Source organism: Streptomyces sp. P17 (genome assembly GCF_032436805.1).
Classification (GTDB): domain Bacteria; phylum Actinomycetota; class Actinomycetes; order Streptomycetales; family Streptomycetaceae; genus Streptomyces.
The window spans coordinates 1-24,438 of sequence record NZ_JAVRBF010000045.1 but is presented as its reverse complement, the minus strand read 5'-3'; the positions used below and the strand labels follow the sequence as shown (position 1 = coordinate 24,438).

At 70.4% G+C, this 24,438-nt stretch carries 22 protein-coding genes, 3 pseudogenes and 1 riboswitch; of the genes and pseudogenes, 7 read left to right on the top strand and 18 right to left on the bottom strand.

Features of this window, described 5'->3' with window-relative positions:
- Window positions 1-469 precede the first annotated feature (469 nt).
- On the bottom strand, window positions 470-2,074 hold the full coding sequence (locus RMT89_RS26975; RefSeq protein WP_315886378.1) for an amidohydrolase: 1,605 nt from the start codon (window positions 2,072-2,074) through the stop codon (window positions 470-472).
- 147 nt (window positions 2,075-2,221) lie between these two features.
- Window positions 2,222-2,662 carry an Lrp/AsnC family transcriptional regulator gene (locus RMT89_RS26970; RefSeq protein ID WP_024887321.1) on the bottom strand — a complete coding sequence of 147 codons (441 nt, stop codon included), beginning with the start codon at window positions 2,660-2,662 and terminating at the stop codon, window positions 2,222-2,224.
- A gap of 268 nt (window positions 2,663-2,930) precedes the next feature.
- Between RMT89_RS26970 and RMT89_RS26965 the strand changes: the two genes are divergently transcribed.
- Window positions 2,931-3,371, top strand: coding sequence for a hypothetical protein (locus RMT89_RS26965; RefSeq protein ID WP_315886377.1), 441 nt, complete (start codon window positions 2,931-2,933; stop codon window positions 3,369-3,371).
- Window positions 3,372-3,406: 35 nt separating this feature from the next.
- Here the strand turns inward: RMT89_RS26965 and RMT89_RS26960 are convergent.
- Window positions 3,407-3,781 (bottom strand): annotated as a pseudogene (locus RMT89_RS26960) (phosphotransferase family protein); the annotation flags it as partial.
- Window positions 3,782-3,954: 173 nt separating this feature from the next.
- Window positions 3,955-4,413, bottom strand: a pseudogene (locus tag RMT89_RS26955) (hypothetical protein); the annotation flags it as partial.
- A gap of 133 nt (window positions 4,414-4,546) precedes the next feature.
- Here RMT89_RS26955 and RMT89_RS46070 point away from each other — a divergent pair.
- Entirely contained in the window at window positions 4,547-4,795 is a 249-nt protein-coding gene (locus tag RMT89_RS46070; protein ID WP_399498489.1) for a hypothetical protein, read from the top strand.
- Here the strand turns inward: RMT89_RS46070 and RMT89_RS26950 are convergent.
- Window positions 4,758-5,930 carry an acyl-CoA dehydrogenase gene (locus tag RMT89_RS26950; RefSeq protein ID WP_315886376.1) on the bottom strand — a complete coding sequence of 391 codons (1,173 nt, stop codon included), beginning with the start codon at window positions 5,928-5,930 and terminating at the stop codon, window positions 4,758-4,760. The two genes, RMT89_RS46070 and RMT89_RS26950, sit on opposite strands and share 38 nt — an antisense overlap.
- Before the next feature lie 325 nt (window positions 5,931-6,255).
- Between RMT89_RS26950 and RMT89_RS26945 the strand changes: the two genes are divergently transcribed.
- Window positions 6,256-7,503 carry a glycoside hydrolase family 18 protein gene (locus RMT89_RS26945; RefSeq protein WP_315886375.1) on the top strand — a complete coding sequence of 416 codons (1,248 nt, stop codon included), beginning with the start codon at window positions 6,256-6,258 and terminating at the stop codon, window positions 7,501-7,503.
- A 51-nt stretch (window positions 7,504-7,554) separates the two neighbouring features.
- Here RMT89_RS26945 and RMT89_RS26940 read toward each other — a convergent pair whose 3' ends face one another.
- From RMT89_RS26940 to RMT89_RS26930, 3 genes are all read right to left on the bottom strand, one after another.
- A complete protein-coding gene (locus tag RMT89_RS26940) occupies window positions 7,555-8,214 on the bottom strand; it encodes a TetR/AcrR family transcriptional regulator (RefSeq protein ID WP_315886374.1) in 660 nt (219 codons plus the stop codon).
- 67 nt (window positions 8,215-8,281) lie between these two features.
- A complete protein-coding gene (locus tag RMT89_RS26935) occupies window positions 8,282-8,422 on the bottom strand; it encodes an SCO1431 family membrane protein (RefSeq protein WP_315886373.1) in 141 nt (46 codons plus the stop codon).
- Between the two features lie 97 nt (window positions 8,423-8,519).
- Window positions 8,520-9,893, bottom strand: coding sequence for a peptidase C39 family protein (locus RMT89_RS26930; RefSeq protein ID WP_315886372.1), 1,374 nt, complete (start codon window positions 9,891-9,893; stop codon window positions 8,520-8,522).
- 165 nt (window positions 9,894-10,058) lie between these two features.
- Between RMT89_RS26930 and RMT89_RS26925 the strand changes: the two genes are divergently transcribed.
- The gene (locus RMT89_RS26925) at window positions 10,059-10,709 is read left to right on the top strand and encodes a hypothetical protein (protein ID WP_315886371.1); all 651 of its coding nucleotides are present in this window, start codon (window positions 10,059-10,061) and stop codon (window positions 10,707-10,709) included.
- Window positions 10,710-11,140: 431 nt separating this feature from the next.
- The gene (locus RMT89_RS26920; RefSeq protein ID WP_315886414.1) at window positions 11,141-13,003 is read left to right on the top strand and encodes an AAA family ATPase; all 1,863 of its coding nucleotides are present in this window, start codon (window positions 11,141-11,143) and stop codon (window positions 13,001-13,003) included.
- A 29-nt stretch (window positions 13,004-13,032) separates the two neighbouring features.
- Here RMT89_RS26920 and RMT89_RS26915 read toward each other — a convergent pair whose 3' ends face one another.
- The 9 genes from RMT89_RS26915 to RMT89_RS26875 all read right to left on the bottom strand — a co-directional run bounded on the left by RMT89_RS26915 (window position 13,033) and on the right by RMT89_RS26875 (window position 20,264).
- A complete protein-coding gene (locus tag RMT89_RS26915; RefSeq protein WP_315886370.1) occupies window positions 13,033-14,079 on the bottom strand; it encodes a hemolysin family protein in 1,047 nt (348 codons plus the stop codon).
- Window positions 14,076-15,407 (bottom strand): hemolysin family protein, encoded by a 1,332-nt coding sequence (locus RMT89_RS26910; RefSeq protein WP_315886369.1) that lies wholly within the window; start codon window positions 15,405-15,407, stop codon window positions 14,076-14,078. The genes RMT89_RS26915 and RMT89_RS26910 overlap by 4 nt, the downstream gene beginning before the upstream one ends.
- 174 nt (window positions 15,408-15,581) lie before the next feature.
- Window positions 15,582-16,025 (bottom strand): PH domain-containing protein, encoded by a 444-nt coding sequence (locus tag RMT89_RS26905; RefSeq protein WP_315886368.1) that lies wholly within the window; start codon window positions 16,023-16,025, stop codon window positions 15,582-15,584.
- Between the two features lie 12 nt (window positions 16,026-16,037).
- On the bottom strand, window positions 16,038-16,886 hold the full coding sequence (hisG, locus tag RMT89_RS26900) for an ATP phosphoribosyltransferase (protein ID WP_315886367.1): 849 nt from the start codon (window positions 16,884-16,886) through the stop codon (window positions 16,038-16,040).
- A gap of 46 nt (window positions 16,887-16,932) precedes the next feature.
- On the bottom strand, window positions 16,933-17,205 hold the full coding sequence (locus tag RMT89_RS26895; protein ID WP_250076780.1) for a phosphoribosyl-ATP diphosphatase: 273 nt from the start codon (window positions 17,203-17,205) through the stop codon (window positions 16,933-16,935).
- A 34-nt stretch (window positions 17,206-17,239) separates the two neighbouring features.
- Window positions 17,240-17,725 (bottom strand): 6,7-dimethyl-8-ribityllumazine synthase, encoded by a 486-nt coding sequence (ribH, locus tag RMT89_RS26890; RefSeq protein WP_315886366.1) that lies wholly within the window; start codon window positions 17,723-17,725, stop codon window positions 17,240-17,242.
- 18 nt (window positions 17,726-17,743) lie between these two features.
- Window positions 17,744-19,036, bottom strand: coding sequence for a bifunctional 3,4-dihydroxy-2-butanone-4-phosphate synthase/GTP cyclohydrolase II (locus tag RMT89_RS26885; RefSeq protein ID WP_315886365.1), 1,293 nt, complete (start codon window positions 19,034-19,036; stop codon window positions 17,744-17,746).
- Complete coding sequence (locus RMT89_RS26880) at window positions 19,033-19,674, bottom strand: nicotinamide mononucleotide transporter family protein (RefSeq protein ID WP_315886364.1); 642 nt, start codon at window positions 19,672-19,674, stop codon at window positions 19,033-19,035. Before RMT89_RS26880 ends, RMT89_RS26885 begins: the two co-directional genes overlap by 4 nt.
- Window positions 19,671-20,264, bottom strand: a complete 594-nt coding sequence (locus tag RMT89_RS26875; protein ID WP_315886363.1) for a riboflavin synthase — start codon at window positions 20,262-20,264, stop codon at window positions 19,671-19,673. Before RMT89_RS26875 ends, RMT89_RS26880 begins: the two co-directional genes overlap by 4 nt.
- Window positions 20,265-20,414: 150 nt before the next feature.
- Window positions 20,415-20,545, bottom strand: a riboswitch (FMN riboswitch).
- A 193-nt stretch (window positions 20,546-20,738) separates the two neighbouring features.
- Here RMT89_RS26875 and RMT89_RS26870 point away from each other — a divergent pair.
- Both RMT89_RS26870 and RMT89_RS26865 read left to right on the top strand, forming a co-directional pair.
- A complete protein-coding gene (locus tag RMT89_RS26870; protein ID WP_315886362.1) occupies window positions 20,739-23,060 on the top strand; it encodes a chitinase C-terminal domain-containing protein in 2,322 nt (773 codons plus the stop codon).
- Window positions 23,061-23,185: 125 nt separating this feature from the next.
- Window positions 23,186-23,929 (top strand): SDR family oxidoreductase, encoded by a 744-nt coding sequence (locus RMT89_RS26865; RefSeq protein ID WP_315886361.1) that lies wholly within the window; start codon window positions 23,186-23,188, stop codon window positions 23,927-23,929.
- 210 nt (window positions 23,930-24,139) lie between these two features.
- Here RMT89_RS26865 and RMT89_RS26860 read toward each other — a convergent pair.
- A pseudogene (locus RMT89_RS26860) lies at window positions 24,140-24,438 on the bottom strand (IS982 family transposase); the annotation flags it as partial.

Sequence of the window (24,438 nt, the reverse complement as noted above, 5' to 3'; positions counted from 1 at the left end):
GTGGTGTCGATTGCACAAGAGCGGGGTAGCCATCTGCTTTTCGGATCATGCACGCGCCCTGCGGATGGGGGCCCGGCGCCCTTCGGGCCGACCTGGGGCCCGCTGGCTGCGGGTCGACCGAAAGCCGTTGTCTACTGAGCGCCCGGGCCCCACCCGGGTCACACCTCCCCGACCGGCCGGAACGTTCCCTCGTCGTGGCGTGGGCGCTGAGCCTGGCTCCCAGTGGCGGTGCCCCGGTGCGGCACACCGTCCCTGACCCAGCGGCGTCGCGACGAGTTCCCGGAACGTTCACGCATTCCTGGTCGGGCGTCCGGTGGTGGACTCGGCCGAACCTACCGGCCTCCTGCCGTCGGCTGTCAACAGCCGTTTGACCTGCGGGTCTCTCCTCAACTCCCTGGTCAGCGCGTGGGAATGCGCAGGTCGCGCGAGGGCGCGGCGGGCACAATCGGCGGCACGCCACCCCGGGAGATCACTCGCCCGGCCGTACGAACACCGTCCGTCCGCCCACCACCGTGCGCAGACAGACGGGCAGGTCACGGCCCGGAGTGAGGTCGGGAAGGCCGGGGGTGCCGGAGCGCGGGTCGGTCGACCAGCGGGCGACCCGGTCGTCCGGGGCCTGGACCAAGAGTTCACCGGTGCGCCACACGGCGTAGTCCGCGGGCGCGCCGGGGACCAGGACACCCGCGTCGTCCCGCCCGATCGCGCGCCAGCCGCCCCGCGTGTGGGCCGTGAACGCGGCCCGTACCGAGACCCGGTGCTCGGGCGTGCGGTGGAAGGCGGCGGCGCGGACCGTGCCCCAGGGGTCCAGGGGGGTGACCGGGCTGTCGGAGCCGAAGGCGAGCGGCACACCGGCCCGCAGCAGGGCCGCGAAGGGGTTCAGGGAGCGGGCCCGCTCGGCGCCCAGACGGGCGGTGTACATGCCGTCCTCGCCGCCCCACAGCGCGTCGAAGGCGGGCTGGACCGAGGCGGTCAGGCCGAACTCGGCGAAGGCGGCGATCGTCTCGGGGGTGAGCATCTCGGCGTGTTCGACCCGGTGCCGGGCGGCGCGGACGCGGGCGAGGCCAACCTTCTCGGCGGCGGCGCGCACGCCCTCCACCACGGCGGTCACGGCGGCGTCGCCGATCGCGTGGAAGCCCGCCTGGATCCCCGCCTCGGTGCAGGCGGCGACATGGGCGGCGACGGCGGCGGCGTCCAGATAGGCGAGGCCGGTGTGCCCGGCGTCGGCGTACGGCTGGTGCAGACAGGCGGTGTGCGAGCCGAGGGCGCCGTCGACGAAGAGGTCGCCCGCGGCGCCGGCCGCGCCGAGTTCCCGCGCCCTGTCGACGTCCTGTTCGGCCCAGTACCCGACGACCCGGGGTCCGGGTTCCTCGGCGGCGAGCCGGAGCAGTCCGGTGAAGTCGTCCTCGGAGGAGATCTCCGGGCCGGCGCACTCATGGAGGGAGCCGATACCGAGGGAGGCGGCGTGGGCGAGGGCCGCGCGCTGGGCCTCGACGCGCTGAGCCGGCGTCACCGCGGCGAGCGCGGCGGCGCGTACGGCGTGGTGGGCGTCGGCGGTGAGCGGGCCGTGGGCCCGGCCCAGGGACGTCATGTCGAGCAGGGCCGTCGTCACGACCGCCGAGTGGACGTCGATGCGGGAGAGATAAAGGGGCCGCCCGCCGGTGGCCGCGTCGAGCTCGGTCCGTGTCGGGGGGCGGCCGCCGGGCCAGCGGGCGGAGTCCCAGCCGTGGCCCAGCAGGACGCGGTCGTTCGGGCGGGCGGCGGCGAAGCCCCGTACGAGATCGAGGGCCGCCTCCAGGGAGGGGGCGGTGGACAGGTCGAGGCCGGTCAGGGCGAGGCCCGTGGCGGTGGTGTGCACATGGGCGTCGGTGAAGGCGGGGGTGACGAGCGCGCCGTCCAGGTCCACGACCTCGTCCACACCGTCCGCGAAGGCGTCCGCGGCACCCTCCGAACCCACCCAGGCCACCTGGCCGCGCTCGACGACCATCGCGGTGGCGAACGGGTCGGCGGGGCTGTGGACCTCTCCGCGGCGGAGCAGGACAGTCTTCGACTCGGACTCGGCGGTGCGCTCACTCATGGGGAACAGTCTCCCGCCTCGCCCCGGCCGCCCGGTACGCAGGTGGGGTCGTACGGCGCCGAGAGCGGTGACCTGGGCCCGGCGCGCGCTCCGCCGGCCCCGTGCGCGCACCGCGACCCGCCCCGGCCGCCCGGAGCGCGCGTGGGGTCAGATACGCGGCGGCCGTGCCTCGTACGGAGTGGAGAGCACCACCGTCGTCCGGGTGGAGACCCCGGCGAGCGAGCGCAGCCGTGCCAGCAGCTCCTCCAGTTCGTGCGGGGTGCTCACACGCACCTTGAGGATGTAGTTCTCGTCGCCCGCGACGCTGTGGCACGCCTCGATCTCGGGGACCCCGGCCAGGCGGTCCGCGATGTCGTCGGGCGCGCTGGGGTCGAACGGTTTCACCGAGATGAAGGCGGTCATGGGCAGCCCGACGGCCTCGGGGTCCACGACCGCGGCGTAGCCGCGGATGACGCCACGCTGTTCGAGCCGTCGCACCCGCTGGTGCACGGCCGACGTGGACAGGCCCGTGGCCTTGCCCAGGTCTGTGTAGCTCATCCGCCCGTCCTTGACGAGCAGCTGCACGATCTGTCGGTCCAGCTCCTCCATGGCGCAAGAACCTACAGTGCCCCTGACCTCCCGGGATACCCGAGCGGCCCAGGTCATGCCCTGTTCGTGATGTGACGGAGAGGAGCCTGTGAGCCGCCTGGGGGACAAACCGGCCGCCCCGGGCACCTGCGGGCGGCATGTGACGAACGCCACAGCCACCGGACCGGCTCCGTGATGTTCTCGTGATTACCGCTGAGACGGGACGGGAAGTGCTTGCTGTGGTCGAGGCCGCAGCGCCTGAACGGCCCAGCCCGAGGGGGAGAATCCCATGCAGAGTCTTAAGCGCCCTGGTCGTACCGCACCCAAGCGCCCGCAGCTTGTCGTCGAGCCCGAGCCGGAGGGCGTCGAACCCGATGGCGACTTCGCCGACGAGGAGTTCGATGCGTACGACACCTTCGAGATGTACCGGGTGATCTGCCCGGACTGCGCGCAGCCCATCGCGCTGCTGGCGGACGAGGAGGTCCTGCCCGAGCACGCGCTGTGCGCCTCGCCGTGGAACCCGTTCGGGCTGACGGTGTGCGCCGGCACCGGCCGTCGCGCCTCCGACGCCCGCGCCGCGGACGAGTCGGCCGAACCCCAGGAGCAGGACACCGCCCTGCTGTTGACGCTCCCTCAGGGACTCGACTGGCGGACGCAGCCCTTCTCGCACGTCGGCGGCCCGGGCTCGCGCCCGATGCGCGTTCCGGGGATGCGGCGCGCCGCTGCCTGAGCACACAGCGGCGGCAGGAACCGCTCGGTTCGATCCCAGTAGCTGCCCTGCACCATGGCGCGCAGACTGCCGTGGTGCAGGATCAGTGTGTCCGGATCCGCCGGGACGACGGCTTCGCCGAAGCGCACCTGCCGGTAGGCGACGCGCAGCATGACAATGGCGTGCCGCAGCGCGGCGTACAGGGTGTGGAACTCCATGTCGCGCGGGGTGTGGCCGGTGAGTTCGGCATAGCGTGCCTCTACCCGGTCGCGGCGCAGGAAGCCCGGCAGTCCGCGCTGCCCGAAGGCGACGGTCAGGTCCTGGAAGAAGCGGTGCAGACAGATCGTCCAGCCGAGGTCCACCTCACACGGGGCGAGGGCCGCCATCTCCCAGTCGAGGACGGCCGCGGGTTCGAATCCCGCGTAGACCACGAGGTCCTCGGGGTCACGGGTGCTGGTACGCGGACGAGGTGCTGAGGGCATGGACTCAACTCCCTTACGGCGCGACCGACTCGAAGCCGGTGAACCCACTTGGATCGTGCCGTCCGAACGAGCCGTGCTCGAAGATGCCGTGCCCGACCCGGCCGTCGAGGCGGAGGCGGGCGGACACCGCCCGCCTGCACGAAGCGACGGCCCTCCAGCGTGAGCCGGTCGCCGCGGCGCTGTGTGTGGTGGGGTTCCCACAGCGCCGGGAACTCGGCGGTCCAGGTGAGGTCGTACGACAACGACGCGTCGTCGCTCACCAGGCGCAGTCGGCGCAGCGGCTCCTGGACCTCGATCCTGAGCGGCCCCACGACGAGCCGCATCCGGTCCTCGCCGAGGGCGTCCGAGGCCCGCGCCGCGTACAGGGTGTCCCCGATCCGCAGGGTCGCGTACGCGTCGATCACGCCCAGGTTGGGGTACACCCCCAGCCCGACGATCAGCAGCGCCCGGCCCTCGTGGTCGAGGACGTGGAAGATGCAGCGGTCGTAGGCGTTCCGGTCGCCGGTCGCCGTGTGCTTCATGGAGAGGGGCACCTGGTGCACCGGGTACTCGTCGAGCGGTACGGGGCGGTCGTCGGCCACGGCAGACCTCCTGGAGGGGGCTGAGCTGACGGTACGTCAGATGGGTACGGGTGACCAGATGCGGGGCGTCCGCGAACTCACGCCCGATTCCGCGGATCGGTGACCTGCCCGGTCGCCGCCGCGTTGCCCTGGTATGACCCCCACATATTCGACGACCGGGCGTCAACGACGCGTCCTTGTGCCGCGACCCGCAGAATCGGTTCCGCTGGCACCGCCGCAGCTCCAGGACCCGCCCATCTACCGGGATCTGATGCGCACGTGGGCGGACCGGGGCCGCACCCTGCCGGGCCGCCACGACCCGGAGTGGATCCGGCTGGCGGCGCCGACGGTGCGGCCGGGTGAGTTCAGCGCCCCTCGGGACCCGCGAGGTGACGGGCGATGACCATGCGCTGGATCTGGTTGGTGCCCTCGACGATCTGCAGCACCTTGGCCTCGCGCATGTAGCGCTCGGCCGGGAAGTCGGCGGTGTAGCCGTACCCGCCGAGGATCTGCACGGCGTCGGTGGTCACCTTCATCGCGGTGTCGGTGCAGTGCAGCTTCGCCATTGCCGCCTGCTTGGCGAACGGCCGTCCCGCGTCCCGCAGTCGCGCCGCCGTCAGGTACAGCGCACGGCCCGCCTCGATCTGGGTCGCCATGTCGGCGAGCATGAAGCGCAGGCCCTGGAAGTCGGAGATCGGCCGCCCGAACTGGCGTCGGCCGGAGGCGTACGCCACGGCCTCGTCCAGCGCCGCCTGGGCCACGCCGATGGCGCAGGCCGCGATGCCGAGCCGCCCGGAGTCCAGCGCGGCCAGGGCGATGGCGAAGCCCTGCCCCTCCTCGCCGAGCCGCCGCTCGTCCGGAACCCGCACGCCGTCGAAGTGGACCTGCGCGGTCGGCGAGCCCTTCATGCCCATCTTCTTCTCGGGCGCGGCCCCGCTCAGCCCCTCGGCGTCGCCGGGCACCAGGAACGCGGTGATTCCGCGCGGGCCCTCCTCGCCGGTGCGGGCCATGACCGTGTAGAAGTCGGCGATGCCGCCGTGCGTGATCCAGGCCTTCGTACCGGTGATCACCCAGTCGTCGCCGTCCCGCACCGCCTTGGTGCGCAGGGACGCGGCATCCGATCCGGACGAGGGCTCGGACAGACAGTAGGCGCCCAGCAGTCCCCCGCCGAGCATCGCGGGCAGATGCTCGACCTGCTGCTCCTTGGTGCCATAGGCGGCGAGGGCGTAGGAGGCCAGGGTGTGCACGCTGACGCCGAGGCCGACGGTGAGCCGGGCCATGGCGAGCTCTTCGAGGACCTGGAGGTAGACCTCGTACGGCTGCTCGCCGCCGCCGTACTCGGCGTCGTAGGGCAGTCCGAGGAGGCCTGATTCCGACAGCAGCGAGAAGACCTCGCGCGGGAATCGTCCGGCGTCCTCCTCCTCGGCCGCCTTCGGGGCGATCTCGCGCTGGGCGATGTCGCGGACGAGCGAGATCAGATCCCGGGCCTCGTCCGTGGGCAGTTGCCGGTCCACCGGCTGCGGGGCGCGGTCGGGCATGGCGACGCTCTCCTCCCTTGTCGGGCGCATCGGCGGACGTGCGCCTTGGGTGGGGCGGCTCCGCCGGGTCTCACTGGGTGCGGGCCGGCGGCTCGCACTCCCGGGTCACGGAAGCTGCTGACCAGCGGCTGTGCGCTGTGAGTATGCCCGATCGGAGGCACCGAGTCACCAGTTAACGACCGCTTACTCCAAGAAAACTCAAGCCGCGCGAAATTGGTCCGAACCATTGACCCGACTGGTCTAGTCCTCCTAATGTGCGGGCAACGCCTTACCGCGTTCATGCCAATCGGCGCGCGTCCCCCTCTCCCCCACGAGGAGACACCCGATGCACATACCCCACCGCACCCGGTTCCGGGCGCTGATCTCCGCCGCCTGCGCGGCCGTCCTCGGCGCGGGGCTGCTGGCCGGGGCGGGTTCGGCCACCGCTTCGGCCACCGCGAGATCGAGCGCTCCCGCGGCCGAGGCGGCCGCGGGCTCCAAGGTGATCGGCTACTTCACCGAATGGGGCACCTACGACCGCAAGTACTACGTCAAGAACATCGAGACGTCGGGTTCCGCGGCCAGGCTCACGCACATCAACTACGCCTTCGGCAATGTCACCGGCGGCAAGTGCGTCATCGGCGACAACTACGCGGCCACCGAGCGGACCTACACCGCGGCCGAGTCGGTCGACGGTGTGGCCGACACCTGGGACCAGCCGCTGCGCGGCACCTTCAACCAGCTGCGCGAGCTGAAGAAGAAGCGCCCGAACCTCAAGGTGCTGTGGTCCTTCGGCGGCTGGACCTGGTCCGGCGGCTTCGGCCAGGCGGCCCAGAACCCGGCCGCGTTCGCCCAGTCCTGCTACAACCTGGTCGAGAACTCCAAGTGGGCGGATGTCTTCGACGGCATCGACATCGACTGGGAGTACCCGAACGCCTGCGGTCTCACGTGTGACACCAGCGGACGTGCGGCCTTCAAGAACCTGATGCAGGCCCTGCGGGCGAAGTTCGGCACGGGCAACCTGGTGACCGCGGCGATCACGGCCGACGCCACCGCGGGCGGCAAGATCGACGCGGCGGACTACGCGGGCGCGGCGCAGTACGTGAACTGGTACAACCCCATGACCTACGACTACTTCGGCGCCTGGGACGCGACGGGACCGACGGCTCCGCACTCGCCGCTGACCTCCTACTCGGGCATCCCGAAGGCCACCATGCACAGCTCGGCGACCATAGCCAAGCTCAAGGGCCTCGGCATCCCGGCCTCCAAGCTCCTGCTGGGCATCGGCTTCTACGGCCGCGGCTGGACCGGAGTGACCCAGTCGGCGCCCGGCGGCACCGCGACCGGCCCGGCGGCGGGGACGTACGAGCAGGGCATCGAGGACTACAAGGTCCTGAGGACCAGGTGCCCGGCGACCGGCAAGGTGGGCGGCACCGCCTACGCCAAGTGCGGCTCCAACTGGTGGAGTTACGACACCCCGGCGACCATCGCCACGAAGATGACGTACAAGAACCAGCAGGGCCTTGCGGGCACGTTCTTCTGGGAGCTGAGCGGGGACACCGCGAACGGCGAGCTCATCAAGGCGATCAACTAACCCCTGATACGGGGGACCTGGGGGCGGAGACCACGAGACTCCGCCCCTTCGTCATGCCTCGCGGCGGGCGGGCTCGGGGGCCGGGTGGGCGGGGTCCAGCTCCTCGATCGCGCGCAGGGCGCCGCCCAGGGTCTTCACCAGCAGCTCCCGCATGGTGTCGCGGGAGAGTTCGGGGTGGTCCATCCAGTCCAGGGCGGCGCCCTCGACGCTGCACACCCAGGCCAGCAGGCCCATGCGGGCCAGCGGGGAGATGTCCGTACGGCCGTACGCGCCCTCGGCGATGGTCGCGACGATCGCCTCGCGCACCCCGTCCCGGATGGCATGCACCTCGGTGTCGAAGCCGACGCCGCCGCTGACGATGGTGCGGTAGGCGGCCTGGTTGTGCTCGGCGTAGCGCAGATAGCTGTCGATCGTGCGGTGGACCCGCTCCACCGGGGGCAGTTCGACGCCGCTCGCCGCGTAGGTGACCAGGTCGGCGACGGAGTCGTGGATGATCGCCAGGTAATAACCGCGCTTGGACTGGAAGTAGTAGTAGATCAGTCCCTTGGCCACATGCGCCTGCCGCGCGATGTCGTCCATCGACAGCGCGTCGTAGGACGTGTCGGCGAACAAACTCCGCCCGATGGCGATGAGTTCGGCGCGGCGGGCCGCCGATCGCTCGGTGCCGCGCGCCCGGGGGCGGACGACGGCAACGCGCTGCTGACTATTCAATTTCGACCCTGGTCTCAGGCTGGCGGCGGGACATCCCGCAGTATGTCAGGTTCGAATATGTGTCAGGTCAGATCAGACCGAGCTGGGCCACGAGCATCGCGACGACCACGACCAGGGTCCAGCCCATGACGTGTTCGAGGACCTTCGGACCGTCTTCCTCCGGACCGCCGGTGCGCACGCGGGTGACGGTGGCTGCATTCGTACTCATCCGTCCACCTTGCCACCGACCAGGGCTTTTGCGGCAGAGACCTTGGTCACAGCGAACGGCCCCCGGCGGGGTCCGGGGGCCGTGGTCGTACTGCGTCTCAGCGCACGCCCACCGTCGCGAGCGCCACGTGCTGGCGCACCGACAGACGCGCCGGGAAGTACAGGTAGCAGACGCCTCCGGTGCCCGAGACGACCTTGCCGCTGGCGTTGTACCTCTTGGTCCGCAGCCAGATATTCTCGAACTCCCGCCTGCGGTACACGCGCCTGACCTCCGCGTTGCTCGGCGAGGCCGGGTCGTTGGCGATCACATCGCCCTCCGCGGTGAAGCCGATCACGTTCATCAGATGGCCCGCGGTGCCGTAGCCCGCCCCCGTCAGCTCCTCCTTCAGGAACGACTGGGACGTTATGGCCGGGATCCCGGCCGCGATCAGCGTCTCCAGGTCGGTCAGCGAGCCGAGCCGGGTGACGACGCCCTGGAGGTCCTTGAAGGTGGCCGCGTAGGCCGCGTTGAAGGGCCAGTTGCCGCAGCCCGCGTACTGGTAGTCGTAGGTGAACCGGGCCGCGTGGCACACCTGGGGGTCGGCGAAGCTCGGGTCGACCCAGGCGAGCTGCTCCTCGGTGAGCCGGCCGCCCCAGTACTCGATGATCATCTGCGAGGAGGTGGGGCTGCACCAGGCCTCACCGCCGTTGTCGTACTCGGGGTACTGGCCGATGTGGATCTCCTGCGAGTAGCGCGGGACGATCAGCTCCTGGGCCAGACCGGGCGTGGAGGCCGGGACGGTGAAGCGGTCCGGGACGTCGGAGCCCATCGCGCCCAGCCGCCACACGGTGGGGGTCTTTTTCGTCCCCGGCTTGCGGTAGAGGGTGAGGCGCAGCCGGTACGAGGTCAGGCGCAGGCCCGTCGCCGGGTCGTCGATGGCGAAGGTGTCGGTCCAGATCGTGGACTTGTCGTCGGTCTGGTCGTCGACGGAGGTCCGCTTGATGTCCTGGTCACCGGCGGCCCAACGGCCCATGACGTACCAGGGGGTGTCGGTGCCGTCGGAGTAGGTGCCCTTGAGCTCGACCTGGAGCCAGGTGCCGCCCGGGGTGTGCGCGTTCCAGGAGGCGACGGCCTCGGTCGAGGGCACGGTGAGCCGGTGGACGGGCGAGGTCCAGGTCGCGTACTCCCAGGTGGCGGTGGTGCCGGTGTGCGGGTCGGTGTAGTCGGCGAGGCCGATGGGGGCGCCGATCACCAGGCCGGGACGGGCGCCCGCGACGGCCCGGGTGCCCTTCGCGGCGCCCGAGCGCCAGTCGGTGTACGTCGTCCAGGCCCGGTTGTCGACCTGGCGGGCCCCGGCCCGCGCCGGGTCGGCCGCTGCGGCGCGGGTGCCGGCGGCGGCTGCGGCCGGCACCGCGCCCGCGCCGCCGGCCATGGCTGCGGCGACCGCGGCGGTCAGGACGGTTCTGCGGGACGGCTGTTCGGATCTGCTCATGGGCGGAAGACCCCCAGGTGTCCGAGTCGGGGCAGGTCCAGTGCGTATGTGTGCGCCAACTATGGACGCAGCCGAGGCCTACTGCCAGCACTTCGGAGCATGCCGCGCCAGGAATATTGGACTCGACCACTGGCATCACCGCGATGCCGCATCACTAGACTTCCGGTGTACGCACGACTCACTCCGGGAACCGCCATCCACGACCTCGCCGCACGGCTCCTCCGCCTCCCCGCGTCCTGCGGTCCCGTCCGTCTGATCGGGATCGACGGGCACGCCGGCTCCGGGAAGTCCACGTTCGCCGAGCGGTTGGCGCGGGCGCTGGGCGGGGCTCCCGTGCTGCGGCTCGACGACATCGCCAGCCATGACGAGCTGTTCGACTGGACGGACCGGCTGCTGGCCCAGGTGATCGAGCCCCTCTCCCACGGGCAGACCGCGCACTACACCCCCTACGACTGGCGCGCCCGCCGCTTCCGGAACCCCGTCGCCCTGCCGCCCGCCCCGGTGGTCCTCGTCGAGGGGGTCGGCGCCGGACGGCACGCGCTGCGGCCGTATCTCGCCTTTCTGCTGTGGATGGATCTGCCGCAGGCGGAGTCCTGGGCGCGCGGTCGCTCGCGGGACGGTGAGGAGCAACGGGAGTTCTGGGACGACTGGGTCGCGGCGGAACAGAAGCATTTCGCCGTTGACCCCTCGCGGCCGTTCGCCGACGCACTGGTACGGCAGTGCGCCAAGGGATACGAGTTGCGTTCCGGGCCTGCCGGGACCATAGAAACGAACCAGCTCCTCACGCTGAGTGAGGGACCATCCGCAATGTGGTGAAGGTGTGAAGAGCGGTCGGCGGGAACTTGCCGCACTGCCCCAACTCGGCTTGACCCAAGGGCCGTACAGGTCTTACGTTCTCAATGTGCGGTCGACGCGGACCGCCCGTCAGACGCGAAGCCCCCGGTTGTTCCCCCGTGATCGGGGGCTTCGTTCTGCCCTCACCCCGTTTTCCGGCCGCACCGAGCCGTGATTCGCTCACCCTCGGTTACCGACGACTGCGCCCCCATCTGCTCCCACCTCGCCAAACGGCCGGTGCGGCACCCTGGGGCGGGCGACGCCACCGCAGGTACGATGCCCTCGGTGCGACCTGGGACTGCTGCTCCACGCACCGTTGCAACTCCGGTCCGCAGTACGGCGGTTCGACTCTGAAGGCCGACGGGCGACGGCCCGGTGGCCAACCGACGGGGGCACGGTTTGTGGGGGACGTGATGGACTTCGGCACGCAGGGCCCCGAGGCCCCGGCCGACCTCGCCTGGTTGCGAGGCGTGGACGCCTACACCATGGGCGCTTATCCGCAGGCGGAGGAGGAGTTCCGCACCGCGGTGCGGATGGATCCCGGCATGGCCGACGGCTGGCTCGGCCTGCACGCGCTGCGCGTGGACACGACCACCGCGCTGCTCAGGATGTTCCGGCACCGGGAACGCTTCGGGGATCAGCGCGCCCGGCACCGCCGGACCCTCAACTCCTGGTACTGGCTGGGCTGGTGGGTGCAGCCGGTGCTGGAGAGCCCGCGCGATCTGCTGCTCGCGCACGCCTCGCACTGGCTGGACGGCCGGCACGTACCGGAGCTGGACCGGGCGCTGGCAGGCCTGCCCCCGGTGGACGCCGACGCCCAGGTCCGCTTCCTGCACGCCTGCCGGGCCTACCTGGTCAAGGACTGGGAACAGCTCGTCCGGCACACCGACCCGCTGCTCGACGACCCCATGCTCGGGATCGAGGCGGGACTGTTCGGCGGCATGGCCCGGGTCCGTCTGGAGATGTACGGCCAGGCCGAACCGCTGCTGTCGGCGGCCCTGATGCGCTGCCGCAGCGAACAGCCGCAGCGCAAGGAGCTGCGGTACTGGCTGGCGCGGGCCCATGAGGGCACCGGCCGGTCGGCCGCCGCCCTCCCCCTCTACCGGGCCGTGCACCGCGTCGACGCCGCCTTCATGGACACCTCGGCCCGGCTCGCCGCCATCGCCGAGGGCGACGGGTACGACGAGGCCGGCGATCTCGCGCCGATCACGCTCACCGGTCTCGGCCAGGACTCCGTCGACGGCCCCGACTCCCTCGACCCGATCTTCGGCGAGGGCCGTGAACTGAAGCTCTCCGGGCCCGACCTGCCGCCGTCCGGCCCACTTCCCCCGGTGACGGAGCCGGGGGTGCGCGAACGGGCGAACCTTCCCGGACAGCCCCCGCCCGCCGGACCCACCGATCCCGGGTTACTTGAGGAGGCGCTCGCCGAACTGGAGCGCATGGTGGGCCTTGAGCCGGTGAAGCGCCAGGTCAAGGCGTTGTCGGCACAGCTGAACATGGCCCGGCTGCGGGCGGGGCAGGGACTTCCGGTCCAGCCGCCCAAACGGCACTTCGTCTTCTCCGGCCCCTCCGGCACCGGCAAGACCACGGTCGCGCGCATTCTGGGCCGGGTGTTCTATGCGCTGGGGCTGCTCGGCGGTGACCATCTGGTGGAGGCGCAGCGGGCCGATCTCGTCGGCGAGTACCTCGGGCAGACGGCCGTGAAGGCGAACGAGCTGATCGACTCCGCGCTGGGCGGGGTGCTGTTCGTCGACGAGGCGTATTCGCTGTCCAACTCCGGCTACGGCAAGGGCGATGCGTACGGCGACGAGGCGCTGCAGGTGCTGTTGAAGCGGGCGGAGGACAACCGGGACCACCTGGTGGTGATCCTCGCCGGATACCCCGAGGGCATGGACCGCCTGCTCGCCGCCAACCCCGGCCTGTCCTCCCGCTTCACCACCCGCGTGGACTTCCCCTCCTACCGGCCCCTCGAACTCACCTCCATCGGTGAGGTGCTCGCCGGGGAGAATGGTGACGTGTGGGACGAGGAGGCGCTGGACGAGCTGCGCTCCATCGCCGGGCATGTGGTGGACCAGGGGTGGATCGACGAGCTCGGGAACGGGCGGTTCCTGCGGACGCTGTACGAGAAGAGCTGCGCGTACCGGGATCTGCGGTTGTCGACCTATCCGGGGACTCTGACTCGGGACGACTTGTCGACTCTGCGGTTGCCGGATCTGATGCAGGCGTACGGAGAAGTGCTGTCGGGGCGGGGGCCACAGGATCCGTCGGCGATGTGACGCGGGCGGACCGGGCCCCCCGGCCCCGGCTATGACGCCAGTGCCTGTTGCGGCACGGCCCGATGCGCGGGGTCCGTGACCTCCCCCACCAGCAGCTCCAGTACGTCCTCCAGCGCCACCAGCCCCAGTACCTTGCCCGACGGGTCCGCGACCTGGGCCAGGTGTGTGGCCGCTCGGCGCATCACCGTGAGGGCGTCGTCCAGGGGGAGTTCGGGGCGGAGGGTCGCCATGGGGCGCCAGACCTGCTGGGGCACCGCCCGTTCCGAGTCCTCCAGGTCCAGTACGTCCTTCACGTGCAGGTAGCCCATGAAGGCGCCCGTGGCCGCCACCACCGGGAAGCGGGAGTAGCCGGTGCGGGCGGTCAGCTCGACGATCTGGCCCGGGGTGACCGAGGGCGGGACGGTGACCAGGGACTCACGCCCGAGGAGGACGTCCGTCACCGGGCGGGAGCCCAACTCGAGGGCGTCCTCCAGGCGTTCCTGTTCCTCGGGGTCCAGCAGGCCCGCCTGTCCCGCGTCCTCCACGAGGCGGCCCAGCTGCACGCTGGTGAAGACCGCCTCGACCTCGTCCTTGGGCTCGACACGGAAGAGCCGCAGGATGCCCTGGGCGCAGGCGCCGAGGGCGAGGGTGAGGGGACGGCACAGGCGGGCGAAGGCGACCAGGCCGGGGCTGAGCCACAGCGCGGCCTTCTCGGGCGCGGCCATCGCGAGGTTCTTCGGGAGCATCTCGCCGACGACGAGGTGGAAGAAGACCACGATCGCCAGCGCGATGACGTATCCCAGCGGTTGGATCATCGCGTGCGGGAGATGGATCCACTCGAAGAGCGGTTCCAGGATGTGCGCGACGGTGGGTTCGGCGACCGCGCCCAGGGTCAGTGAGCAGACGGTGATGCCGAACTGGGCCGCCGCCATCATCTGCGGCAGGTGTTCCAGGCCGTACAGCACCTGGCGCGCCCGGGCCGTGCCGAGCGGTTCGATCTGGCTGCGGCGGACGGAGACCAGGGCGAACTCGGCGCCGACGAAGAAGCCGTTGGCGAGCACGAGCAGGGCGGCGAAGAGGAGTTGGAGCGCGCTCATCGGGCGGCCTCCACCACGGGGGCGGTACGCACGAGGCGTACCCGTTCGGCGCGGTAGTGGCCGACCTGGCGCACCGAAAGCCGCCAGCCCGGCAGTTCGGCCTTGTCGCCGGGGACCGGGATCCGGCCGAGCAGGTCGGCGACCAGGCCTGCGACGGTCTCGTACGGGCCCTCGGGCACGTCGAGTCCTATCCGCTGGAGGATGTCGACGCGGCAGCTGCCGTCGGCGTCCCAGGCGGGCCTGCCGTCCTCCGCGGGGGCGGCGGCGAGTTCGGGGGGTTCGTTGAGCACGTCGTCGTGCTCGTCGCGGACCTCGCCGACGATCTCCTCGACGATGTCCTCCAGGGTGACCACACCGGCCGTACCGCCGTACTCGTCGACGACGACGGCGATGGGCTGTTCGCTGCGCAGCCGGGTGAGCAGGGGCCGTACCGGCAGGGTCTCGGGGACCAGCAGTGCGGGCCGGGCGATCCGGCCGACGGGAGTGCGCAGCCGGTCGGCCGCGGGGACGGCGAGGGCGTCCTTGAGGTGGACCATGCCGACGACCTCGTCGATCCGCTCCCGGTAGACGGGGAAGCGGGACAGGCCGGTGGCGCGGGTCAGGTTGACCACGTCCTCGGCGGTCGCGGACGACTGGAGCGCGCTGACCTTCACGCGCGGGGTCATCACATGCTGCGCGGTCAGCTCGCCGAGGGACAGGGTCCGCACGAAGAGGTCGGCCGTGTCCTGCTCCAGGGTGCCGGCCTGCGCGGAGTGGCGGGCCAGGGAGACGAGTTCCCCGGGGGTGCGGGCGCTGGCCAGCTCCTCGGTGGGCTCGATGCCGAGCGCGCGGACGAGACGGTTGGCGACGGAGTTCAGACCGGCGATCACCGGCCGGAAGACCCGCGCGAAGAGGTGCTGCGGGCCCGCGACGAACCGCGCGACCTGCAGCGGACGGGACACCGCCCAGTTCTTGGGCACGAGTTCGCCGATCACCATCTGCACGGCCGACGCGATCAGCATGCCGACGGCCACGGCGACCCCGGAGACGGCGCCCTCGGGGATGCCGAGCGCGGTGATCGGGCCGTGCAGCAGCTCCGCGAGCGCCGGTTCGGCGAGCATGCCGACGACGAGGGAGGTGATGGTGATGCCGAGCTGGGTGCCGGAGAGCTGGAAGGAGAGCTCCTTCAGCGACTGGACGACGGTACGGGCGCGGCGGTCGCCCTCGGCGGCGGCCCTCTCGGCCTCCGGTCGCTCGACCGTGACCAGGCCGAACTCGGCGGCCACGAAGAAGCCGTTGGCGAGGATCAGCAGGAATGCCGCGGCAAGGAGCAGCAGGGGGATGGTCATGCCGCCGCCTCGATAGGTCGGGAGGGGGCGGCGCAGGTACTACAGGACGATCCGTCCATCGCTGGAGGGAGTCACTCCTCGGGTAGCAGGGGGCCTCTGAAGACCAGGGGGAACATCAGCGGCGGAGGCGTCACGAAAACGCCTCCGCCAACAGATTAATCAAGACAGGGCCGTCTAAGGCAGATCCCTCGTCGTGCGGGCTTCCACGAGCGCCCGCAGGGCCCGGGCATCGGCGATGGCCCGCTGCTTGGCGATGCCCGGCTGGATGCCCAGCGCGGGCAGGCTGGTGCCGTCGCTGAGGTTGAGGAAGACCCAGGGGTCACCGGGCCGGAGGTTCACCTGGATGATCTCGGCCCAGTCGAGACGGCGCTTGCTGACGATGTTCACGACGGTCACGCCGGACTCGTCGGCGACGACCTTGACCCGGGCGAGCAGCGCGAGCACGCCGGCGATGAGCGCCGCGGTGAACACGAAGCTGAGGCGCTCCCCCGGGCCGAGCTTCTCCAGCAGCGCCGCGACCGCCGTGATGACGACGAAGATCGCGACACCGGCCGTGAGCAGGACCGCTCGGGTGCGGCCCGGCCGGAAGGTGACAGGAAGTGTGGGGATTTCGGACATGACGTACGGCTCTCAGAGACGGCAGGCGTGGATGGCCGTCGTCAGGATGGCCCGTGCGCCGATGTCGTACAGGTCGTCCATGATCCGCTGGGCCTCCTTGGACGGGACCATCGCCCGGACGGCGACCCAGCCCTCGTTGTGCAGCGGGGAGACGGTCGGGGACTCCAGGCCGGGCGTGAGGGCGACGGCCTTCTCCAGCTGCTCGACCCGGCAGTCGTAGTCCATCATCACGTACGTCCGGGCCACCAGGACGCCCTGGAGGCGGCGCAGGAACTGCTGCACCTTGGGGTCCTCGGCGTCGGCGCCGGTCCGGCGGATCACGACGGCCTCGGACTTCATGATCGGCTCGCCGAAGACCTCAAGGCCCGCGTTGCGCAGCGAGGTGCCGGTCTCGACGACGTCGGCGATGACCTCGGCGACTCCGAGCTCGATGGCCGTCTCGACGGCGCCGTCGAGGTGCACGACGGAGGCGTCGACGCCCTTGTCGGCGAGGTGTCCCTCGACGATGCCCTCGTAGGAGGTGGCGACGGTCCTGCCCTTGAGGTCCTCGATGCCGTTCGCGGTGCCGGGCTTGGCGGCGAAGCGGAAGGTGGAGCGGGCGAAGCCGAGCGGGAGGATCTCCTCGGCGTCGGCGGCGGAGTCGATCAGCAGGTCGCGGCCGGTGATGCCGATGTCGAGGCGGCCGGAGGAGACGTAGATCGCGATGTCGCGGGGACGGAGGTAGAAGAACTCGACCTCGTTCTCCGGGTCGACGATCCGCAGTTCCTTGGACTCGCGGCGCTGCTGGTAGCCGGCCTCATGCAGCATCTCCGCCGCAGGGCCTGACAGGGAACCCTTGTTGGGGACGGCGATGCGCAGCATGAGGTCGGCTTCCTTTGCGTGAGATGTGCTGATGTGCGGGTGCGGCTCAGAGGTGGGCGTAGACGTCGTCGAGGGAGATCCCGCGCGCGACCATCATCACCTGGACGTGGTACAGCAGCTGCGAGATCTCCTCGGCGGCCGCGTCCTTGCCCTCGTACTCGGCGGCCATCCAGACCTCGGCGGCCTCTTCGACGACCTTCTTGCCGATGGCGTGGACGCCCTTCTCGACCAGTTCCGCGGTGCGGGAGGTGGCGGGATCGCCGGTGGCGGCCTTGTGCTGGAGCTCGGTGAAGAGCTCCTCGAACGTCTTCTTGGACATGGTGACGCTCAGCCTATGCCACATACCCGGTTCGTCAGCGCCAGGGTTCAGATACTGAACGCAGGGTGGCCGCGGTCGCGACGGCCGCGGTCACCGCCTCGTGCCCCTTGTCCTCGTTGGAGCCGGTCAGACCGGCCCGGTCCAGGGCCTGCTCCTCGGTGTCGCAGGTGAGCACGCCGAAGCCGACGGGGACGCCGGTCTCGACCGACACCTGGGTGAGGCCCCGGGTGACGCCCTGGCACACGTACTCGAAGTGCGGGGTGCCGCCGCGGATGACGACGCCGAGGGCGACGATGGCGTCGTAGCCGCGGCCCGCGAGGACCTTGGCGACGACCGGGAGCTCCCAGCTGCCGGGAACCCTGAGCAGGGTCGGCTCGTCGATGCCGAGGTCGTGCAGGGCGCGCAGGGCGCCGTCCACCAGGCCGTCCATCACCTTCTCGTGCCACTGCGCCGCGATGACGGCGACCCGCAGATCGCCCACGCCCTGTACGGACAGTTCCGGTGCACCCTTGCCGCTCACGTCTCTCCTCTTGCTCTCTTACTGGTTGGCGCAGGCGGAGACGGCCGGGGCCGCCTCCAGCCAGGGCAGGTCGTGTCCCATCCGGTCCCGCTTGGTGCGCAGGTACCGGAGGTTGTGCTCGCCCGCGGTGACGGGCATCGGCTCCCGGTCGGTGACCTTGATGCCGTGTCGCACGAGCGCGTCGGTCTTGTCGGGGTTGTTGGTCATCAGGCGCACGCTGCGCACGCCGAGGTCTTCGAGGATCTGGGCGCCGGCCGCGTAGTCCCGCGCGTCGGCGGGCAGGCCGAGCTCCAGGTTGGCGTCCAGGGTGTCGCGGCCGCGCTCCTGGAGCTCGTAGGCGCGCAGCTTGGACAGCAGGCCGATGCCGCGTCCCTCGTGCCCGCGCAGGTAGACCACGATGCCCCGGCCCTCTTCCTGGATGCGCTCCAGGGCGGCGTCCAGCTGGGGCCCGCAGTCGCAGCGCAGCGAGCCGAAGACATCGCCGGTGAGGCACTCGGAGTGGACGCGGACCACGACGTCCTCGCCGTCGCCGATCTCGCCGTGCACCAGGGCGACGTGCTCGACGCCGTCGACGGTGGAGCGGTAGCCGTACGCCGTGAAGGTGCCGTGCGCGGTCGGCAGGTGGACCTCGGCCTCGCGGCGGACGGTGGGCTCGGCGGAGCGGCGGTAGGCGATCAGGTCCTCGATGGAGATGATCGTCAGGCCGTGCTTGCGGGCGAAGGGGATGAGCTCGGGGAGGCGGAGCATACGGCCGTCCTCGCCGGCGATCTCCACGATGGCGCCGGCCGGGCGCAGTCCCGCGAGGCGGGCGAGGTCGACGGCGGCCTCGGTGTGGCCGTTGCGGGCCAGGACGCCGCCGGGCTTGGCGCGCAGCGGGAAGATGTGGCCGGGGCGGACGAAGTCGTCGGCCCCCGACTCGCCGCTCGCCAGGAGCTGAAGCGTGGTCGAGCGGTCCGAGGCCGAGATACCGGTGGTCACACCATGAGCGCCCGAGGCGTCCACGCTGACGGTGAACGCGGTTTTCATGGACTCGGTGTTGTTCTCGACCATCTGCGGGATGCGCAGCCGGTCCAGCTCGTCGCCCTCCATGGGGGCGCAGATCAGACCGCGGCACTCGCTCATCATGAACGCGACGATCTCGGGGGTCGCCTTCTCGGCGGCGATGACGAGGTCGCCCTCGTTCTCCCGGTCCTCGTCGTCGACGACCACGACCGGGCGGCCGGCGGCGATGTCGGCGATGGCCTGCTCGACCGGGTCGAGCGACCAGTCCTCGATGTTGTCGGTGCTGTACAGAACGGGTGAGGTGCTCACGCGGGCGCTCCTTCCAGGACGGGCCGCGTGTCCCTGCGGGAGCGCAGCCACCAGTCGCGCATGCCCCACAGGACGAGTGCGCCGTAGATGACGTAGACGAAGCCGGAGAAGGCGTAGCCGTTCGCGAAGTTCAGGGGGACGCCGACCAGGTCGACGAGGAGCCAGGCGAACCAGAACTCGACCATGCCGCGGGCCTGGGCGTACATCGCGACGATCGTGCCGACGAAGATGTAGGCGTCCGGCCAAGGGTCCCAGGACAGGCTCGGATACGCCTTGAAGAGCAGGGCGACCGCGACGGTGCCGGCGGCGGCCGCGGCGGTCATCGCGCCGCGCTCGGTCCAGGTGGCGAACCGGACGGCGACCTTGCCGTCCGCGGCCCGGGCGGTGCCGCGGTTCCACTGCCACCAGCCGTACAGCGCGACGGCCATGACGACCACCTGCTTGCCGGCGCTGCCGGTCAGATGGCCGTAGAAGGCGCCGAAGAGGACGAGGCCGGAGAGGAACTGGACCGGCCAGGTCCACAGGGAGCGCCGGAAGCCCAGCGCGAGGGTGATGAGGCCCAGGATGTTGCCGACCATGTCCGACCAGATGATGCGCTGGCCGAACAGGACGAAGGCCTCGGAGTTGAGCCAGTTCACTTGGCCGCTCCCAGCAGCCGCTCGACGTACTTGGCGACGACGTCCACCTCAAGGTTGACCGGGTCGCCGGGCTGCTTGATGCCGAGCGTGGTCAGGGCGAGGGTGGTGGGGATGAGGCTGACGGTGAAGTAGTCGGGGCCCGCGTCGACGACGGTGAGGCTGATGCCGTCGACGGTGATGGAGCCCTTCTCGACGACATACCGGGCGAGGTCCGCGGGGAGCGAGATCTTGATGATCTCCCAGTTGTCGGAGGGCTTGCGCTCCAGCACCTCGCCGGTGCCGTCGACGTGGCCCTGCACGATGTGGCCGCCGAGACGGGCGCCGACCCCGGTGGGGCGCTCCAGGTTGACGCGGGAGCCGACGCCGAGGGCGCCCAGGCTGGAGCGGTTCAGGGTCTCGGCCATCACATCGGCGGTGAACTCGTCGCCCGAGTGGTCCACGACCGTGAGGCAGACGCCGTTGACCGCGATGGAGTCACCGTGCTTGGCGCCGTCGGTGACGACGGGGCCGCGCAGACGGAAGCGACAGGCGTCGCCGAGGTTCTCGACGGCGGTGATCTCGCCCAGCTCTTCGACGATTCCGGTGAACACTTCCCGGGTCCTCCCTGCCTCATGGGGGCACGGACTCCGGGGCTGTCGAAGAACGACAGAGACTACGGGCGACGACACCGGGAGCGACGCCGGACAGACCCGTCCGTAAAGGACGAGCTCATATCGGCGGCGCGCACGCATGCCCGCCCGCCGCGCACTGCCTCCCATCCGGACTTTAACCGTCGGTCCAGGAATTTCACCTGGTCAACCGGCCGCTGGAGGCGACCGGGTCGCGGACTGTAACCGCCGGTTCGGACTTTCACCGACCCCGGAGTGCGCTGCTTCTGGTACAGGGCCAGTGTGCCACGCCCGCTCGGCGTCCATGCGGGTGAGGGCTGTGGGGTGGCTCACAGGGATCACGCCTGGACTTCTGCACCTGGCGATCCGCCCCCCCCCCCGAATTGGTCCATACCTATTGACTCATTGGTCTAGTCCTCCCTAGGGTCTGCGCAACTTCCGTGGAGAGGAACCGACTTGCTGTCACGCAACCGAGCGAGACCCGCCCTGTTCGCCGCGGCGGCCGCGGTCGCCGGCCTGGTCCTCGCCGGGCTCCCGGCCACCGTCTCGCACGCCGCCGACCAGGAGTCCTGCCGCCCCGACGGGCTCTACAAGACGCCCGGCGTCGACGTCCCGTACTGCTCGGTCTACGACGCCGAGGGGCGGGAGAGGATGGGCGCCGACCACCAGCGCCGGGTGATCGGTTACTTCACCGGCTGGCGCACCGGCAAGGACGGCACGCCCGCCTATCTCGCCCCGGACATCCCCTGGGACAAGGTCACCCACCTCAACTACGCCTTCGCGCGCATCGACGGCTCGAACAAGATCTCCGTCGGCACGGACAACGCCACCAACGCGGCGACCGGGATGACCTGGCCGGGCGTGAGCGGCGCGGAGATGGACCCCGAGTTCTCCTACAAGGGCCATTTCAATCTGCTCAACAAGTTCAAGAAGCAGTACCCGAACGTCAAGACGCTGATATCGGTGGGCGGTTGGGCCGAGACCGGCGGCTACTTCGCGGACGACGGCACACGGGTGAACTCCGGCGGCTTCTACTCGATGGCCACCAACGCCGACGGCTCGGTCAATCAGCCAGGCATCGAGACCTTCGCGAATTCCACCGTCGATTTCATCAGGAAGTACGGCTTCAACGGCGTCGACATCGACTACGAGTACCCGACGACGATGAAGGACGCGGGCAACCCGCTCGACTGGCCCCTCTCCAACGCCCGCAGGGCCGGCCTGGTCAAGGGCTACGCGGCCCTGATGAAGACGCTCCGCGAGAAGCTCGACCGGGCGGGCGCCGCGGACGGCAGGCACTATCTGCTCTCGGTCGCGGCACCCTCCTCCGGATACCTGCTGCGCGGCATGGAGACCTTCCAGGTCCAGAAGTACCTGGACTACGTCAACATCATGTCGTACGACCTCCATGGCGCCTGGAACGAATACGTCGGCCCCAACGCCTCGCTCTTCGACGACGGGAAGGACGCCGAACTCGCCGCCGCGGGCGTGTATTCCACCTCCCAGTACGGCGGAATCGGCTATCTGAACACCGACTGGTCGTATCACTACTTCCGCGGTTCGATGCCGGCCGGACGCATCAATATCGGACTCCCCTACTACACCCGGGGATTCAAGAACGTCACCGGCGGGACCGACGGGCTGTGGGGCAGGGCCCCGTCCACGAACTGCCCCGCGGGGTCCGGGCTGACCAAGTGCGGTGACGGCGCCTCCGGCATCGACAACCTCTGGCACGACCTGGACACCAACGGCAAGGAGTCGCCCGCGGGTTCCAACCCGATGTGGCACGCCAAGAACCTGGAGAAGGGCGTCGTCGGGGACTACGTGACGAAGTACGGCTTCCCCGCCGACACCAGACTGACTGGCACCTACGCCCGCAAGTACGACTCCACGCTGGTCGCGCCGTGGCTGTGGAACGCGGAGAAGAAGGTGTTCCTGTCCACCGAGGACGAGCAGTCGGTGAACGCCAAGGCCGACTACGTCGTCGAGAACGGCATCGGCGGCACCATGGTCTGGGAGCTGGCCGGCGACTACGGGTGGAACGCGGCCAAGGGACAGTACGAGCCCGGGCCGACGCTGACGACCGCGATGTACGAGAAGTTCAAGTCCGCTTCCCCTTACGGCGCGAAGCGGTCGACGATCGATCTGCCGAGCCGGGCGCTGAACATCGACGTGGAGTTCGGGCAGTTCCCGCTGGGTGACTCCAACTACCCGATCAGCCCCAAGCTGAAGATCACGAACAACACGTCGGCGACACTGCCGGGCGGGACGGAGTTCCGCTTCGATTACGGCACTTCGGCGCCCGGGAACGCCAAGGACCAGTCCGGGTGGGGCACTTCGGTGATCCGCAGCGATCACACCGGGAGCAATGTCGGCGGGCTGAAGGGCGACTACAACCGGGTCTCGCTGAAGCTGCCCAGCTGGCAGACGCTGGCACCCGGGGCGTCGGTGGAGCTGGACTTCGTGTACTACCTGCCGGTGTCGACTCCGTCGAACTGGACGGTGAGCTTCGGCGGGACGACGTATGCGCTGGCGGGGGATCTGGCGCGGGGGACGACGGTGGTGGAGCCGGGTGGTGGATCGCCCTCGCCCTCACCGACTCCCTCCGACGGGACCGGTTCGTGCACGACTCCGGCCTGGAGCGCGAGTACGGAGTACGGCGGGGGCAGCACCGTGTCGCACAAGGGGCGCTCGTGGAAGGCGAAGTGGTGGACGAAGGGCGAGGAACCCGGGACCACCGGTGAATGGGGTGTGTGGCAGGACCTGGGCGCCTGCTGAGCTCCGCGCTCGGACCGGCCCGGCGGCGGTGACGACGGCCCTTGCCCGCCGCCGGGCCTTCAACACCCGTTTCTGGCAGGGTGTGGTGATGACGGCCCCGGCCTCCTGCGAAGGGACGGAACAGCATGACCACAATCCTGGTGACCGGCGGTACCGGAACGCTCGGACGGCTCGTCGCCGAGCGGCTGGAGGCGGACGGGCACGAGGTGCGGGTGCTCAGCCGGCACACGCAGCCGTACGCCGTGGACCTGCGTGAGGGCGGGCCCGGGCTGGCCGCGGCCGTCTCCGGTGCGGAGGTGATCGTGCACTGCGCGAGCTCTCCGCGCGGGGGCGATGAACGGGCGGCTGCGAACCTGATCGCCGCGGCACGGAAGGCGGGTGTGGGCCATCTGGTCTACATCTCGATCGTCGGCGTGGACCGGGTTCCCTTCGGCTACTACCGCAGCAAGCTCGCGGTGGAGCGGCTGGTCGAGAACTCGGGGGTCGGCTTTACGATCCTGCGGGCGACACAGTTCCACGACTTGCTTGTGCAGGTGTTCGGGGCGCTGTCCAAGCCGCCGGTGATGCTGCTTCCGAGTGGGGTGCGGGACCAGCCTGTCGACGTTTCCGAGGTGGCGGATCGCCTTGTTGAACTGGCCCTGGCCGCTCCTGCGGGGCGGGTCGAGGACATGGCGGGGCCGGAAGAGCGGTCGTTCGAGGCCCTGGCCCGGGACTATCTGAAGGCGACGGGGCGGAAGCGGCGGGTGGTGAATGTGCCGCTGGCGGGCAAGGCGTATCGGGCCTTTCGGGCGGGTGGGCATCTGGCGCCGGAGCGGGCGGTGGGCAAGGGGACGTTCGAGGAGTATCTGGCGGTGCGGTTCGGGCGCTGAGAGCGGTTTTCGCCCCCGCCGCCCCTACCCTCCCCCAGAGGGGGACCCCCACCGTCCCCTGGGGGCTGCCGCCCCCGGACCCCCGCTTCGGCCCTGAAGGGGCCTCGTCCTCAAACGCCGGACAGGCTGAGATTGCCTGACCGGCGTTGAGAAGCGGGGGTCCAGAGAGCAGAAACCGGACCTCCCCTAGACGAGTCTTTCCGAATACGGTCAGTGGTCATAGGCGGTCAGTGAGCGGCTGACCGCTTGACCGGTCTGGAAGTTGTGCCAGATCGCGGCGGCCAAGGCCAGCATGCGCTGAGCGACGCGGACAGCGACTCCCTCGACGGTGCGCCCGCCGTGTTGTTCCAGGTCGAGCTGTCCCTTGAGGGTGTCGTTGACCGACTCGATCAGCTGGCGGACCTTCTTGAGCATCGGCTCGCCGGGCCGCAGGATCTCCTTCTTCCTCGATGGCCGCAGCAGCGTGATGCCTTGTACGGACAGTGACCTTTCGAAGGTTTTCGAGGCGA